Annotated in this window: 13 protein-coding genes and 1 riboswitch; of the genes, 6 read left to right on the top strand and 7 right to left on the bottom strand. The window is 75.3% G+C overall.

Going from position 1 to position 14,674, the window contains the following annotated elements:
* Positions 1 to 30: 30 nt before the first annotated feature.
* A complete protein-coding gene (gene groL / locus O7618_RS28350) occupies positions 31 to 1,653 on the top strand; it encodes a chaperonin GroEL (RefSeq protein WP_278109190.1) in 1,623 nt (540 codons plus the stop codon).
* Positions 1,654 to 1,724: 71 nt separating this feature from the next.
* Here the strand turns inward: groL and O7618_RS28355 are convergent, their stop codons facing one another.
* From O7618_RS28355 to O7618_RS28365, 3 genes are all read right to left on the bottom strand, one after another.
* The gene (locus tag O7618_RS28355; protein WP_278109191.1) at positions 1,725 to 1,931 is read right to left on the bottom strand and encodes a hypothetical protein; all 207 of its coding nucleotides are present in this window, start codon (positions 1,929 to 1,931) and stop codon (positions 1,725 to 1,727) included.
* Positions 1,932 to 1,993: 62 nt separating this feature from the next.
* Positions 1,994 to 2,914 carry a GNAT family N-acetyltransferase gene (locus O7618_RS28360; RefSeq protein WP_278109192.1) on the bottom strand — a complete coding sequence of 307 codons (921 nt, stop codon included), beginning with the start codon at positions 2,912 to 2,914 and terminating at the stop codon, positions 1,994 to 1,996.
* A gap of 33 nt (positions 2,915 to 2,947) precedes the next feature.
* Positions 2,948 to 5,470: a S8 family serine peptidase gene (locus tag O7618_RS28365; protein WP_278109193.1), complete on the bottom strand. Its 2,523-nt coding sequence runs from the start codon at positions 5,468 to 5,470 to the stop codon at positions 2,948 to 2,950.
* A 68-nt stretch (positions 5,471 to 5,538) separates the two neighbouring features.
* On the opposite strand from O7618_RS28365, the gene O7618_RS28370 reads away from it, so the two are divergent.
* Both O7618_RS28370 and O7618_RS28375 read left to right on the top strand, forming a co-directional pair.
* The gene (locus O7618_RS28370; protein WP_278110183.1) at positions 5,539 to 7,341 is read left to right on the top strand and encodes a glycerol-3-phosphate dehydrogenase/oxidase; all 1,803 of its coding nucleotides are present in this window, start codon (positions 5,539 to 5,541) and stop codon (positions 7,339 to 7,341) included.
* Positions 7,342 to 7,410: 69 nt separating this feature from the next.
* A complete protein-coding gene (locus O7618_RS28375) occupies positions 7,411 to 7,920 on the top strand; it encodes a hypothetical protein (RefSeq protein ID WP_278109194.1) in 510 nt (169 codons plus the stop codon).
* A 1-nt stretch (position 7,921) separates the two neighbouring features.
* Here the strand turns inward: O7618_RS28375 and O7618_RS28380 are convergent, their stop codons facing one another.
* A complete protein-coding gene (locus O7618_RS28380; RefSeq protein ID WP_278109195.1) occupies positions 7,922 to 9,322 on the bottom strand; it encodes an FAD-linked oxidase C-terminal domain-containing protein in 1,401 nt (466 codons plus the stop codon).
* Between the two features lie 31 nt (positions 9,323 to 9,353).
* Here O7618_RS28380 and O7618_RS28385 point away from each other — a divergent pair, with 31 nt between their 5' ends.
* Positions 9,354 to 9,686: a DUF4031 domain-containing protein gene (locus O7618_RS28385; protein ID WP_278109196.1), complete on the top strand. Its 333-nt coding sequence runs from the start codon at positions 9,354 to 9,356 to the stop codon at positions 9,684 to 9,686.
* On the opposite strand, the gene O7618_RS28390 is transcribed toward O7618_RS28385, so the two are convergent.
* Positions 9,612 to 10,247, bottom strand: coding sequence for a metal-dependent phosphohydrolase (locus O7618_RS28390; protein WP_278109197.1), 636 nt, complete (start codon positions 10,245 to 10,247; stop codon positions 9,612 to 9,614). The two genes, O7618_RS28385 and O7618_RS28390, sit on opposite strands and share 75 nt — an antisense overlap.
* 105 nt (positions 10,248 to 10,352) lie before the next feature.
* On the opposite strand from O7618_RS28390, the gene O7618_RS28395 reads away from it, so the two are divergent.
* Positions 10,353 to 11,558 carry an FUSC family protein gene (locus O7618_RS28395; RefSeq protein ID WP_278109198.1) on the top strand — a complete coding sequence of 402 codons (1,206 nt, stop codon included), beginning with the start codon at positions 10,353 to 10,355 and terminating at the stop codon, positions 11,556 to 11,558.
* A 10-nt stretch (positions 11,559 to 11,568) separates the two neighbouring features.
* Here the strand turns inward: O7618_RS28395 and O7618_RS28400 are convergent, their stop codons facing one another.
* Positions 11,569 to 12,831, bottom strand: coding sequence for an aminotransferase class V-fold PLP-dependent enzyme (locus O7618_RS28400; RefSeq protein ID WP_278109199.1), 1,263 nt, complete (start codon positions 12,829 to 12,831; stop codon positions 11,569 to 11,571).
* 46 nt (positions 12,832 to 12,877) lie between these two features.
* A riboswitch (SAM riboswitch) is annotated at positions 12,878 to 12,998 on the bottom strand.
* Positions 12,999 to 13,021: 23 nt separating this feature from the next.
* On the opposite strand from O7618_RS28400, the gene O7618_RS28405 reads away from it, so the two are divergent.
* A complete protein-coding gene (locus tag O7618_RS28405) occupies positions 13,022 to 14,473 on the top strand; it encodes a PrsW family intramembrane metalloprotease (protein ID WP_278110184.1) in 1,452 nt (483 codons plus the stop codon).
* Positions 14,474 to 14,477: 4 nt separating this feature from the next.
* On the opposite strand, the gene O7618_RS28410 is transcribed toward O7618_RS28405, so the two are convergent.
* Positions 14,478 to 14,645 carry a hypothetical protein gene (locus O7618_RS28410; protein WP_278109200.1) on the bottom strand — a complete coding sequence of 56 codons (168 nt, stop codon included), beginning with the start codon at positions 14,643 to 14,645 and terminating at the stop codon, positions 14,478 to 14,480.
* Between the last annotated feature and the right edge of the window lie 29 nt (positions 14,646 to 14,674).

Raw genomic sequence — 14,674 nt, forward strand, 5'->3', positions numbered from 1 at the left:
GCCCGTGAGTGTCCAGGAGGACAACGCCGTATGGCCAAGATGATCGCGTTCGACGAAGAGGCGCGCCGCGGCCTCGAGCGGGGCATGAACCAGCTCGCCGACGCCGTGAAGGTGACGCTCGGCCCGAAGGGCCGCAACGTCGTGCTCGAGAAGAAGTGGGGTGCCCCCACCATCACCAACGATGGTGTGAGCATCGCCAAGGAGATCGAGCTCGAGGACCCGTACGAGAAGATCGGCGCCGAGCTGGTCAAGGAGGTCGCGAAGAAGACCGACGACGTCGCCGGTGACGGCACGACGACGGCGACCGTCCTGGCCCAGGCCCTGGTTCGCGAGGGTCTGCGCAACGTGGCCGCCGGCGCCAACCCGATGGCCCTGAAGCGGGGCATCGAGGCCGCCGTGGCCAACGTCTCGGAGGAGCTGCTCAAGCTCGCCAAGGACGTGGAGACCAAGGAGCAGATCGCCTCCACCGCCTCCATCTCCGCCGCTGACCCCAGCGTCGGTGAGATCATCGCCGAGGCGATGGACAAGGTGGGCAAGGAAGGCGTCATCACCGTCGAGGAGAGCAACACCTTCGGCCTGGAGCTCGAGCTCACCGAGGGCATGCGCTTCGACAAGGGCTACATCTCCGCCTACTTCATGACCGACCCGGAGCGTATGGAGGCCGTCTTCGACGACCCGTACATCCTGATCGTCAACAGCAAGATCTCGTCGGTGAAGGATCTCCTCCCGATCCTGGAGAAGGTCATGCAGTCGGGCAAGCCGCTGCTGATCATCGCCGAGGACCTGGAGGGCGAGGCCCTGGCCACCCTGGTGGTCAACAAGGTCCGTGGCACCTTCAAGTCGGTCGCCGTCAAGGCGCCGGGCTTCGGTGACCGCCGCAAGGCCATGCTGACCGACATCGCCATCCTCGCCGGTGGCCAGGTCATCAGCGAGGAGGTCGGCCTCAAGCTGGACGCCGTCAACCTCGACATGCTGGGCCGTGCCCGCAAGGTCGTGGTGACCAAGGACGAGACCACCGTGGTCGACGGCGCCGGTGACGCCGAGCAGATCCAGGGCCGGGTGAACCAGATCCGTGCCGAGATCGACAAGAGCGACTCCGACTACGACCGGGAGAAGCTGCAGGAGCGTCTGGCCAAGCTGGCCGGCGGTGTTGCGGTGATCAAGGTCGGCGCGGCTACCGAGGTCGAGCTGAAGGAGCGCAAGCACCGCATCGAGGACGCCGTCCGTAACGCGAAGGCCGCCGTCGAGGAGGGCATCGTCCCGGGTGGTGGCGTCGCGCTGGTGCAGGCCGGCAAGACCGCCTTCGACAAGCTGGACCTGGCCGGCGACGAGGCCACCGGCGCGCAGATCGTCAAGATCGCGCTGGACGCCCCGCTGCGGCAGATCGCCGTCAACGCCGGCCTCGAGGGTGGCGTCGTCGTCGAGCGGGTTCGCAACCTCGACCCGGGTCACGGCCTCAACGCCGCGTCCGGCGAGTACGTGGACCTGCTGGCCGCCGGCATCATCGACCCGGCCAAGGTGACGCGTTCCGCGCTGCAGAACGCCGCCTCGATCGCCGCGCTGTTCCTCACCACCGAGGCCGTCGTGGCGGACAAGCCGGAGAAGACCCCGGCCGCCCCGGCCGGTCCGGGTGGCGGGGAGATGGACTTCTGAGTCCAGCTCCACCCAGTACGCCGCGAAGGGGGCGGGCCGCGTCAGCGGTCCGCCCCCTTCCGCGTGTCACGTCAGGTGGGCAGCGGGCGTTGGTTGCGCCGCTTGTGCGTCCGGTCGTACGGCGGCACGACACGTCTCGGCTCGTCGACCGGCTGCCGGGTCTCCTCCGCGCGCGGCTGGTCGGCGGCGACCTGTTCGGCGTCGCCGAGGTCGAGCCGATCGACGGCCGGTTCCCCGGCCGGGGCCGGGTCGTGAATCCGTTCCTCATCCGTGGCCATGCGCCGCCTCCTCCTGTGCTCGACCGTAGGTGCCTGTCGATCACCGTGGAGGGCGAACGGCGTTATGCGCCTTTGATGGCTTTCCGGTAGAGGAAGAAGACCCGCTCGATCCGCGCGCCGGCCGCGCCGGAGTAGAACGGCACCGGCCCCACCCAGCCGATCTGCGCCGCGCTGATCCCGGCCGCCGCCTGGTCCTGGAGGCAGCGGCGCAGCAGCACCCCGCCGATCCCGGAACCCTCGGCCGCCGGTGCGGTGCCCATCGGTCCGAACCAGCTCGGCCGCGCCGACCCGTACGCGGCGAAGCCGAGGATTTCGCCGGCCCGCTCGGCCAGGTGCGTGCCCGCGTCCGGGCGGCCCAGCGAGCCGGCCAGCTCGCCGTCCCAGGTGCCACCGAACACCGACCGGGCGAACGCGGCCAGCGCCGGCAGGTCCGCCGGCTCCGCCCGGCGTACCGTCACGCCCCGGGCGGCCAGGCGCTGCTCGGCGGGCCCGGTCGGGCGCAGCGCCGGCGAACCCTCGGTCAGCGCGGCGGTCATGTTCCACGCCGTCCGGTCCTGCCGGTAGCCGAGCCGCAGCGCGGCGCAGATCGCCGGGGTGTACCGGACGTCGATGCCCGGCCAGGCGTAGTGCGGCGGGTTGCCGGCGAGCAGCAGCTCGGCCGCGCCGAGCGCGGCCAGCCGCGCCTCCGCCCCGGTCAGCAGCGCCGCGCCGATCCCCTGCCGGCGCTCCGCCGGGGCCACCGCGACCAGGTCGACGTGGCCACGTCGCGGATCGGTGGCCGACAGCGACCCGAGCAGGACCCCGAGCAGCACGCCGTCGCGGATCGCGCCGAGCCGCAGCACCGTCCGGTCGGTCGCCGCCCGCTCGGTCAACGTGGCCACCACGGCCGGCGCCTCGGTCGCGTCCTCCGGCAGGTCCAGCGCCCGCCGGCAGAGGTCGACGACCTCGGGCAGCCGGTCCGGGCCCAGCTCGATGATCTCCATGGCCGCCGACGTTAGGCCATCCGGCAAGGTTTGTTAACCGGCCCGGGCGGCCCGCACCGCCGCGTACGCGTCGACCAGGCCGGCGCCGACCAGGTCCCGGGTGCCGCCACAGCTCGAGCCGGCCGGGACGGTGGCCGGGGTGGCGGTCTCGGTGAGGATCCGCCGGGTCCGGTCCAGGTCCCCGACCAGCGTCGGGTTCGCCGACCACATCAACGCCACCACGCCCGCCACCTGCGGAGTCGCCATCGAGGTGCCGTCCAGGGCGGCGTACCCGCCGCCGGGGAACGCGGACGGCACGGCCGCGCCGGGGGCCACCAGGTCGGGCTTCGCTGCCGTGCCGGCCGGGCCCCGGCTGGAGAAGTCGGTGAGCCGGCGGGACCTGTCGACCGCGCCGACGGTCAGCACGTGCGGGTAGGGCGCCGGCGGGTCGGAGATGGAACCGCAGGTGGGGCCCTCGTTGCCGGCGGCGGCCACCACCAGGATGCCGGCGGCGGCCAGCGCGGCGGTCGCCGGGCGCAACGCCCCCGCGTCGCACCCCTCCAGGGGTGGGCAGCCCCACGAGTTGGTCAGCACGTCCGGAGCGCGCTGCGGCCGCCCGTCGGTGAGCGGGTCACCGCCGGGCGGGAACGGCGCCAGCATGAACTGGAGGCAGTCGAGATAGCGGGCCGGGCTGCCGAGGTTGCGGTCCAGGTTGACGCAGCCGACCCAGCTCGCGCCCGGCGCCACCCCGATCCCACCCCGGCCCACCGCGCTGCCGAGCGTGTGCGTGCCGTGGCCGCCCCGGTCGGCCGGCGCGCGGCGGTGCTCCCACGGGTCGTACCAGGAGTCGTCGCCGCCCCGGAAGCCGCCCGCCAGCGCCGGGTGCCGTCCGTCCACGCCGGAGTCCGAGCTGCCCACCACCACGCCGGCGCCGGTGACGCCCAGCTCCGACCAGACCCGGTCCGCGCCGATCAGCGTCACGTTCCAGGTCGGGCCGGTCGGCGCCGGCGCGTCACCCCGGGCCGGCGGCGCCGCGGCGGGCAGCGGGCGCGGTCGTTGCTCGACGAGCACCCGGGCCACCTCGGGGCGGCTGGACAGCCAGGCCCGGACCGCCGGGCCGCCGTCCGTGGAGATCGCGTTGACCAGGTAGTAGGGCGTCGGGTCGAGGCGCATCCGGGCCAACGTGCGGCGCAGGTCGCTCTGGCTGCGCTCGGCGGTGTCGACCAGCCGCCGGTAGACCTCGGCCGCCCGGGCGTCCCGCCCGGCCCGGCCCGCGCCGGCCGGCAGGCCGCTCAGGTCGGCCTGCTCACGCAGCACTACCAGCAGCCGCTCGCCGTACAGGCCCGGCTGGCCGGGCAGCACGTAGACCACCGCCCCGGCGGCCAGCACCGCCCCGGCGGCCAGCCCGGCCACGCCCCGGCGGGGCGCGTTCGCCCCCGGGCGGGCGAGCAGCACGCCGTACCCGACGGCGAGCAGGACCGCGACGGCGAACGCGACGCCGGCACCGACCGCGACCCAGAACGGCACGTCGCGGGCGGCGGCCAGCAGCAGCGTGATCTCCTCCGGGTCGGTCAGCGCCAGCGGCCCGGCCAGCGCCAGGCCGATCAGCCAGCGCGCCGGCGCCGGCCCGGCCGGCCGACCGGCGTGCCGGGCCGCGACTTCCAGCGCGCCCAGCACGAAGCCGAGCGGCGGCAGCAGGAGCAGGCCCGGCAACTGGGCGCCCGACTGCCCCGCGCCGGCCGCGAGCAGCGTCAGCGTGACGCCGGCGACCAGGCCGCCGACCAGCACCAGCCGGGCCGGCCGGACCGCCGTGCCGGGGGCGAGGCCGGCCCAGAACTCGGGTCCGAGCAGCACCCCGGCCAGCGCGCCGAACGCGGCGGCGGCCAGTCCGGCGAGCACCGTCTCCAGCAGCCCGCCCAGCGCGCCCACCCAGAGCCAGGGCAGCAGGACCGCCAGCCCGGCGGCGACCGCCAACAGCGTCACCGCGCCGGGCCGCCGCCCGCCGCCGGCCGTTCCCGGCGTCGCCGCCGGAACCGCGGGCACCACGTCGCCTCCGCCCGGTCCCGGCACCACGTCGCCTCCGCCCGGTCCCGGCACCACGTCCGGCGGCCGGGGAACGGCACGGCCGGACGACGCCGTCGCGGCCGGGCGGCGGGGCAACCGGGCCACCACGAGCGCGAGCAGCGCGGCGGTCGACGCCAGCGCGGCCAGGTATGCCTCGTGGTGCACCGGCGGCAGTGCCCGCAGCAGCGTCGCCGCGCCGAGCGCGACCGCGCCGCCGGTCCACGCCCGCCCGGCCGCCCGCACCGCCGGGGAACGGGGCAGCAGCGCCAGCGCCAGCGCCGGCCCACCGGCCAGCAGCATGGTGACCACCGCGATCACCGGCCAGACCGCCACCGCCCGGTCCAGCCCGGTGACCAGCACCACCTGGTCGATCAACCAGCCGGTGACCTGGCCGGGCACGGTGACCAGCACCGCCCAGACGCCGGTCGCCACCGCCGCGACGACCGGCCACGGCCCGGTCTCGCGCGGCGGCAGGGGTACGGAAGCAGCGGGCGGACCGGTCAGCATGGTCATCACGGTACGGCCGGGGCGTGTCACCGCGGTGCCGGGACGGCTACCGTGGACTGGTGCGCGACCCCAACGTGTCCCGATCCGAGGCCGGCCGGCTCTCCGCCCAGCGCCGCGCCGACGACCTGCGCCGGCTCCGCGCCGAGCGGTTCGATGTGCTGATCATCGGAGGCGGGGTGACCGGGGCGGGCGCCGCCCTCGACGCCGCCTCCCGAGGGCTGAAGGTCGCCCTGGTGGAGGCGCGCGACTACGCCGCCGGCACGTCCAGCCGGTCCAGCAAGCTGATCCACGGTGGCCTGCGCTACCTGGAGCAGTTGGAGTTCCACCTGGTCCACGAGGCCCTCACCGAACGCGGGCTGCTCGCCACCCGACTCGCCCCGCACCTGGTCCGCCCGGTGCCGATCCTGGTGCCGCTGCCGACCGAGGGCGGCGTGCGCGACCTGCCCCGCCGGTTCCTCCGCCGCTCCTACTACGGCCTCGGTGTGGCCGCGTACGACGTCTTCGCCGGGGTGTTCGGCGGCGGGCGCGGCATGCCGCTGCACCGGCACCTGACCCGCGAGGGCGCCCGCCGGATCTTCCCGAGCCTGCGACCCGACACGCTGGCCGGCGCCATCCGCTACTACGACGGCCAGGTCGACGACGCCCGGCTGGTGGTGACGCTGGCCCGCACCGCGGCCAGCCTCGGCGCGACGGTGGTCAACAGCGCCCGGGCGGTCGGGCTGGTCCGGCAGGCCCGCGAGGTGACCGGCGTCCGGGTGCGTGACCTGGAGGCGCCGGCCGGCTCGCCGGACGCCGAGTTCGAGGTCCGCGCCCGCACCGTGATCGCCGCCACCGGGGTGTGGAGCGACGACATGTCGCGCATGCTCAACGACGTCGGGCTGCGCCCCGGCCTGCGGGTCCGGGCCTCGAAGGGGGTGCACCTGGTGGTGCCCCGGTCGGCGATCGTCGGCGAGACCGGCCTGATCCTGCGCACCGCGACGAGTGTCCTCTTCGTCATCCCGTGGGGCGGGCACTGGATCATCGGCACCACCGACACCGACTGGCAGCTCGACCGGTCCCACCCGGCCGCCACCGCGCGCGACATCGACTACCTGCTGGAGCAGGTCAACACCGTGCTGGACCGGCCGTTGACCACCGCCGACATCGAGGGCGTCTACGCCGGGCTGCGCCCGCTGCTGTCCGGCGAGGCGGACTCCACCTCCAAGCTCTCCCGCGAGCACGCAGTGGTCGAGCCGATGCTCGGCCTGCTGCTGGTGGCCGGCGGGAAATACACCACCTACCGGGTGATGGCCGCCGACGTGGTCGACCACGCGGCGCACCGGCTCGGCCGGGCCCGCCCGTCGCGCACCGCCGACCTGCCGCTGCTCGGTGCCGACGGATACGCCGCGCTGTGGCGCGACCGGGCCGACCTGGCCCGCCGGCACGGGGTGCCGGTCGGCGTGGTGGAGCACCTGCTGGAGCGCTACGGCAACCTCACCCTCGACGTGCTCGCGCTCGTCGACGCCGATCCGCTGCTCGGCTCGCCGCTGGCCGGCGCGCCGGAATACCTGGCCGCCGAGGTGACGTACGCGGCCCGGGCCGAGGGCGCGTTGCACGTGGAGGACGTGCTGACCCGGCGTACCCGGATCTCCATCGAGACCAGCCACCGCGGCCTGGAGTCGGCGGAGCACGCCGCGGAGCTGATGGGCGCGGTGCTCGGCTGGGACGCGGCGACCCGGGCCCGCGAGGTGGCCCACTACCGGGCGCGGGTGGAGGCCGAGCGGGAGTCGCAGCTCATGCCGGACGACATCGCGGCCGACGCGGCGCGGCTCGGCGCGCCCGACGTGCGTGGCTTCGCCGCCGACCGGGGCACCGAGCTGCCGAGTTCGCCCCGCTGAGGAAGCGGAAGCCCCTACCGACCGCTCGGTGGGTAGTGCGCGCAACCTACGGAAGTGTAGGTTTCCCGCGTGGTTCGTCCATCCTCGACGCGGGTCGCCGCACTGTCCACCGCCGTCCTGCTGGCAACCGCGCTGACCGGCTGCTCGCTCGTCGGCCGGGCCGAGAGCGCCACGACTCCCGGTGCGCAGGGCTCGGCCACCCCGACGCCGGCCGGGAAGCGGGTGACCCTGCTGCAACGGCTCGGCGCGGACGGCAAGGTCCGCACGCTCGACGTCGACCCGGCCGGGCGGTGGCAGTGCCGTGACTGCGCCGGCGACGGCGTCGACGCGACAGGCGCGCTCAACCCCGAGCAGACCGCGCGGTTGCAGCGGATGCTCGCCGACCCGGCGCTGGTGCGGGAGACCGACGAGGCCCGGCGCTACCGGCAGCTCTGCATCGGCGCGCTGACCTCGTCGTTGCTCGTCCCGCCGGAGCTGACCATCACCATCCAGGACTGCCCGGGCGAGCCGGCGCCTCCGGTGGCCTACGACGTGCTGCTGCTGCTCACCCAGGCCACCCCGGCCGAGGACAAGGGCTGACTCAGATCACCTTGCCGGGGTTGAGCAGCCCCGCCGGGTCCAGCGCGGCCTTGATCGCCTGGTGCACACGCACGCCCACCGGGCCGATCTCCCGCGCCAGCCAGTCCCGCTTGAGCAGCCCGACGCCGTGCTCGCCGGTGCAGGTGCCGCCGAGTTCCAGGCCGAGCCGCATGATCTCGTCGAAGGCCCGCCGGCCTCGCTCCAGGCTCGCCGGGTCGGCCCGGTCGACCACGATGTTCGGGTGCATGTTGCCGTCGCCGGCGTGCCCGACCACGCCGATCGGCACGTCGCACGCCTCGGCGATCCGGGCCACCCCGTCCAGCAGCTCCGCGAGCCGGCCGCGCGGCACCGCCACGTCGTCGATGACCAGGCCGCCGTTGCCGCCCGGGAAGGTCTCGGCGGCGAACCGCTCCATCGCCGGGTGGGCCAGCCGCCGGGCCTGGAGCAGCGCCGCGGCCTCGGTCGCGTCGGTGGCGGTCCAGACCTCGTCCGCGCCGGCCGCGGTGCACACCTCGGCGAGCCGGGCCAGGTCGGCGCCCGCCCGCTCGCCGGTGTCCGCCGCCGCCAGCAGCAGCGCCTCCGCGTCGGTGCGCAACCCCATCGGCCGGTGGTCCTCGATGGCCCGCAGGTGCGTCCGGTCCAGCAGCTCCAGCAGGCTCGGGGTGAGGCCCCGCTCGGCGATCCCGGCGACCGCGCCGCCGGCCGCCGCCGTGGTGGGGAAGACCGCGACCAGGGTCAGCGACGCCTCGGGCGCCGGACGCAGCGCCACGGTCACCTCGGTGATCACCCCGAGCGTGCCCTCCGAGCCGACGAAGAGCCGGGTCAGGTCGTACCCGGCGACGCCCTTGGCGGTGCGCCGGCCGGTGCGCAGCACCTCGCCGGAGGCGAGCACCACCTCCAAGCCGAGCACGTACTCGCTGGTCACGCCGTATTTCACGCAGCACATGCCGCCGGCGTTGGTGGCCACGTTGCCGCCGATCGTGGACGACTCCCAGGAACCGGGGTCCGGCGGATACCAGAGCCCCCGCGCCCGCACCGCCTGAGCCAGCGCCGCGTTGACCACGCCGGGCTGCACCACGGCGATCCGGCCGACCGGGTCGACCTCCACGATCCGGTCCATCGCCACGGTGCTCAGCACCAGCGCGCCGGCCACCGCGTTCGCCGCGCCGGCCAGCCCGGTCCGCGCACCCTGCGGCACCACCGGTACGCCGTGCCGGCCGGCCGCGCGCACGGCGGCCACCACCTGGGCGGTGTCGCGGGGGCGCACCACCACCAGCGGGGTGCCCGAGGCGCACAGGTCCGCCTCGTCGCGCTCGTGACCGGCCAGCAGGTCCGGGTCGGTCAGCACGGCGGACCCGCCGAGCGCGGACCGCAGGTCGTCGAGGAGGGGATGGGCGGCCATGCCGGGAAGGCTACGCGTACCGTCGGTTGCCATGCTCTACCTGGACCCGCCGACGGTGCCCTGGCGCGGCCGGCTCTGGTCGCACCTGATCAGCGACGTCTCGTACGCGGAGCTGCACGTCTTCGCCGAGCTGCTCGGGGTGCCCCGGCGCGGTTTCGACCGGGACCACTACGACCTGCCCGCCGAGCGGTTCCCGGTGGCGGTCTGGCTGGGCGCCGCGGTGGTCCCGTCCCGGGAGATCGTCCGCCGGCTGCACGTCGCCGGCCTGCGCCGCCCGAAGCACCGCGCCTCAGCCGAGGGCGCGCAGCTCCCGGCCCAGGTTGGCGCGGGCGCGGTCCTCCCAGCGGGCGTGCGGCTCGGCTAGCCGGTAGAGCGCCGGCAGGTCGAGCAGGTGCCGCAGCACCGCGGCCCGGCCGGCGCGGAAGTCCGCCTCGGCGACGTGCGCGTACTCGCGGCGGATCGCCGTGGCGTACCGGTCGTAGCCGGCCGGTTCGGTCCCCAGCACGGCCAGGTCGGCGTCGCAGAGCAGCGCGCCGTCCGGGTCGCCGGGCGCGACCGCGTGGCCGGCGGTGAGCAGCACCAGCCGGCGTACCTCGTCGACCGCGGCGGCCGGCAGCCCGGCGGCGGTGAGCAGCGCCCCGGCCAGGTCGGCGCTGGCCCGTTCGTTGGCGTCGCCGCCCGCGCGCGGGTCGTAGACCGCGTCGTGGCACCACGCCGCGAGCCGGACCAGGTCGGGGCGGTGGGCCCGGTCGGCGTACGCGTCGACGACGTCGAGCACCGTGCGCAGGTGGTCCACCGTGTGGTGGTGCCGGTGCGGCTCCCGCCAGCCGGCCAGCAGCCGGTCCCCGGCCCGCCGCACGCCGGCCGGGTCGGCGGCATCGGCCGCCCGCACCGTCCGCAGCCACCGTGCCGTCAGCTCGTCCATCCGGTGCAGTCTGCCCGATCCGGGGGGCGGGGCGAGGATTCACCCGGGGCGGGACGGGTAGTACCCGCCATGGCCCAGGACCGACGACCGCCGCTCCTGCGCCGGATGACGTCCCGCGAGGGGCTGGCCGACCTGGACGGGCCACGGATCGCCGCCGCCGTGGACGAGCTGCGGGACAAGGGCAGGGCCACCCTGCACGACCGGCTGCACCGGGTCCGCACCGCGTTCGGCCTGGCGTTGCAGGCGGGGCTCGCGGCCGGCCTGGCGTACCTGGTCTCGCACCGGCTGCTGAACAACCCGCAGCCGGTCTTCGCGCCGATCTCCGCGGTGGGCACGCTCGCCGCCTCGGTCGGTCAACGGTTCCGGCGCACCGTCGAGCTGATCATCGGGGTGGCGGTCGGTGTGCTCGTCGGCGACGTGCTGATCTACTTCCTCGGCACCGGAGCCTGGCAGCTCGCGCTGGTGGTGACCTCGGCGATCCTGCTGACCATCTTCGCCGGGGCGAGCGTGGCCATCGTGATCCAGGCGGCGGCGACCGCGGTGCTGATCGTGACGCTCAGCCCGTCCACCCAGAACCTGGAGTTCCCGCGCTTCGTGGACGCCTTCGTCGGCGGCAGCATCGCGCTCGTGGTCACCGCCGTCCTGCTACCGCTCAACCCGCTCCGGGTGATCAACCGGGCCGCCCGGCCGGCGCTGGACCTGCTCGCCGAGCAGCTCGACATCTGCGCCGAGGCGCTACGCAACCGGGACCGGGGCGCGGCCCAGCGGGCGCTGTTCCGGCTCCGGGAGAACAAGGAGGAGTTGGCCGCGCTCAGCGAGGCGATCGAGGGCGCCAAGGAGACCATCACCATCTCGCCGGCCCGCTGGCACCGGCGCAGCGAGCTGACCCACTACGCCGAGGCGGCCGAGCCGATCGACCGGGCGATGCGCAACAGCGGCACGCTGATCCGCCGCTCGGTCACGATGATCGAGGACGAGGAGGCGATCCCCGAGCCGATGCCGGACGCGATCGCCCACCTCGCCGAGTCGGTACGCCTGCTCCGGCACGAGTTCGCCGTCGGGGAGGAGCCGCAGCAGGCCCGGGAGCGGACGCTGCGCGCGGTCAGCGAGGCCGGCCGGGCGTACGCCGAGGGGGTGGGCTTCTCCGGCAGCGTGGTGATCGCCCAGGTGCGGACCGCCGCGAGCGACCTGATGGTGGCCTCCGGCATCGAGCAGGAGGAGGCGAACCGCCTGGTCCGCCAGGCGTTCCACGGCAACGACCAGCCGACCGACGAGGCGCCCCGACCGCCCAGCGCCCCGCCGGTCGGCTGACCGTCGGCGGTCAACCGGGGAGGGCGGCCAGGGCGGTCAGGAGAGTGTCGACCTCGTGCGCGGTGGTGCCCAGGCCGATGCTCGCGCGCAGGGCGGTGGGGGGCAGGTCGGTGCGGTCGGAGCGGGCGGCGGCCTCGGCCAGCAGGCGGCGGGTCAGCGGATGAGCGCAGAACAGGCCGTCCCGGACGCCGATCCGGTGCCGGGCCAGGTGCGCGGCCACCTCGGCGGAGTCCCGGCCGGCGACCACGAAGCTGACGATGCCCACCCGGGGCGCCTCCGGGCCGAACGTGCGCAGCTCCACCACGTCCGGCAGCGCGGCCAGGCCGGCGCGCAGCCGGGTCAGCAACCCCTGCTCCCGGGCGTGCAGCGCGACCCGGTCTGCCGAGGTGAACGCCGCGCAGACCGCCGCGAGCGCCACCGCGCCGAGCAGGTTCGGCGTGCCGCCCTCGTGCCGGCCCGGGCCGGTGGCCCACCGGACGTCGTGGGTGGCCGCGCCGACGTGGGCGGCGGCACCGCCGCCGGGCAGGTACGGCGGGGCGGCGTCCAGCCAGTCCGCGCGCCCGACCAGCACGCCCGCGCCGAACGGCGCGTACAGCTTGTGGCCGGAGAGCGCCACGTAGTCCAGATCCGACGCGGCCACGTCGACCGGCGCGTGCGGGGCGAGCTGCGCGGCGTCCACCAGAATCCGCGCGCCGTACCGGTGGGCCACCCGGGCCAGCTCGGTCACCGGCCAGCACTCGCCGGTCACGTTGCTCGCCCCGGTGACCGCGGCCAGCACCGGCAGGCCGGGCCGGGCGTCGCGGGCCAGCTCGCCCAGCGCCAGGGTCAGGGACCGGACCGCGCCGGCCGGGCTGTCCGGCACCGGCAGCCGCACCGAGCCGCGCGGCCAGGGCAGCAGATTGGCATGGTGCTCGCCGCCGAAGGTGACCACTGTGGTGCCGGCGGGCAGCGCCCGCGCCAGCAGGTGCACCGCGTCGGTGGTGTTCCGGGTGAAGATCACGTGATCGGTGGGGCGGGCGCCGAGGAAGTCCGCCACGGTCTGCCGGGCCCGCTCGTAGGCGAGCGTGCAGCGCCGCGACAACGCCCCCGCGCCGCGGTGCACGCTCGCGTACCAGGGCAGCAGCTCGGCCACCGCGTCGGCCGCGGCCCGCGCGCACGGCGCGCTGGCGGCGTGGTCCAGGTTGATCTCTCCGGGTACGCCGAGCACGCCGAGCGGGTCCGGCCGGGCCGGCACGGGCAGCGTGGGCAGGGCGGGTACGAGGGTGACGGTCATGGCGGAGCCTCCCGGGCCACCGGGGACCCCCGGATCTCGCCGAAGGGGTCCGCGCTTGCCCAGCACGCGTGGCGGCGCTGGGCCCGGTCATCACCCGGGGCACCCCACCGCGAACTGACGAGGGTTGCCGGCCAGCAAGCCGGGGCTTGACGCTGGCGCTCGTGACCTGTTCCGGAGCATAGCCGTCGTGATGCGGCCGGAACAGTGGGGCGCGGGTGACTACGCTGACCGCATGGCCGTCACCCCGCCCGGCGGAGCACTGCCGCCGCCGTCCGCGCCCGCCGTCCCGCCGCCGGGGGCGCCGTCACCGCGGATGCCGCTGCGCCGGCTCGGCTGGCGTCGTTTCCTGGCGCTGGCCGGGGTGGTGCTGCTGATCGCGGCCGGCGCCTTGTTCATGGTGTTCACGCTGGGCGAGAGCCTGGGCGCCGAGGCGCTGCTGGTCGGCGTGATCGCGGCGATCCTGCCGGTGCCGGTGCTGGTCTCCTGCTTTCTCTGGCTCGACCGCTACGAGCCCGAGCCGCTGAAATACCTGATCTTCTGCTTCGCGTGGGGCGCGTTCGTCTCCACCGCCATCTCGCTGCTGGTCAACGAGACGGGCGCGCGGCTGTTCAAGGACTGGGGGCTGCCCGCCGCGCTGACCGCGGTGCTCGTCGCGCCGTTCATCGAGGAGCTGACCAAGGCGGCCGGCCCGATCCTGCTGCTGATCTTCCGGCGTCGGGAGTTCTCCGGGGTCACCGACGGCCTGGTCTACTGCGGGCTCTCCGCGGTCGGCTTCGCCATGGTCGAGAACATCCTCTACCTGGGCGGCTACGGCTACCGCACCGGCGTGGAGGAGTACGGGCCGGCGACCGGCGCGCAGCAGGTCATCGCGATCTTCATCGTGCGGATCCTGCTGTTCGGCTTCGCCCACCCGCTGTTCACCTCGATGACCGGCGTCGGGCTGGGCGTCGCCGCACGCACCGCCGACCGTCGAGTGCGGATCCTCGCCCCGCTCGCCGGCCTGCTGCTGGCCATGATGCTGCACGGCACCTGGAACCTGATCCCGTCCCTGGCGCAGGTCACCGGGCAGCCGGTGATCGTGCTCTACGGCTACATCGGCGTGATGGTGCCGATCTTCTTCGGCATGGTGGGGCTGGCCGTCGGCCTGCGCGCCTGGGAGGGGCGGCTCACCGAGCGCACGCTCCCCGACTATGTCCGGGCCGGCTGGCTCACCCCGCCCGAGGTGGCGGCGCTGGGCAGCCTGGGCCGGCGGCACGCGGCCCGCGCCTGGGCCCGCCGGGTGGCCGGCGACGGCGGGGTGAAGGCGATGCGCGGCTATCAGTTCGCCGCGACCCGGTTGGCGCTGCTGCGCGACGGCATGCGTCGGGGACTGGACCGTAAGCCCGCCGAGCGGGACCGGACGGCGCGCGAGGAACGGGAGCTGTTGGACTCGATCGCCGCGTACCGGTCGTTCTTCGTCGGGCGTGACCCGCAGGCGCCGGTCGGGGTCTGGGACGGGCAGCGCTACCACCTGCGTTTCCCGGACGGCTCGCAGCGCGCGGTCGAGGCGCCGGACGAACCGGTGGTGCCGATCCCGGTGGTGCTGACCCCGCCGCCCCCGCCGATCGGTCACGGCCCGCACCCGTGGCACCCGCACCGCTGAGCGGTCAGGCCATCAGGCCGGTGAGGAAGTCGCCGAGCCCCTGGGCGATGGCCATCAGCGCGGCCCCGATGCCCCGGAACAACTGCGCCGCGCCGTCCGGCCGGAACGCCATGAAGTAGATCAGGAACGCGAGGAATCCCCAGGCGAGAATCTTCTTGATCACTACCGGCATGGTCCCTCCCCAGGGCGCGCAGAGGTGCC

This window comes from Micromonospora sp. WMMD980 (genome assembly GCF_029626035.1).
Classification (GTDB): domain Bacteria; phylum Actinomycetota; class Actinomycetes; order Mycobacteriales; family Micromonosporaceae; genus Micromonospora.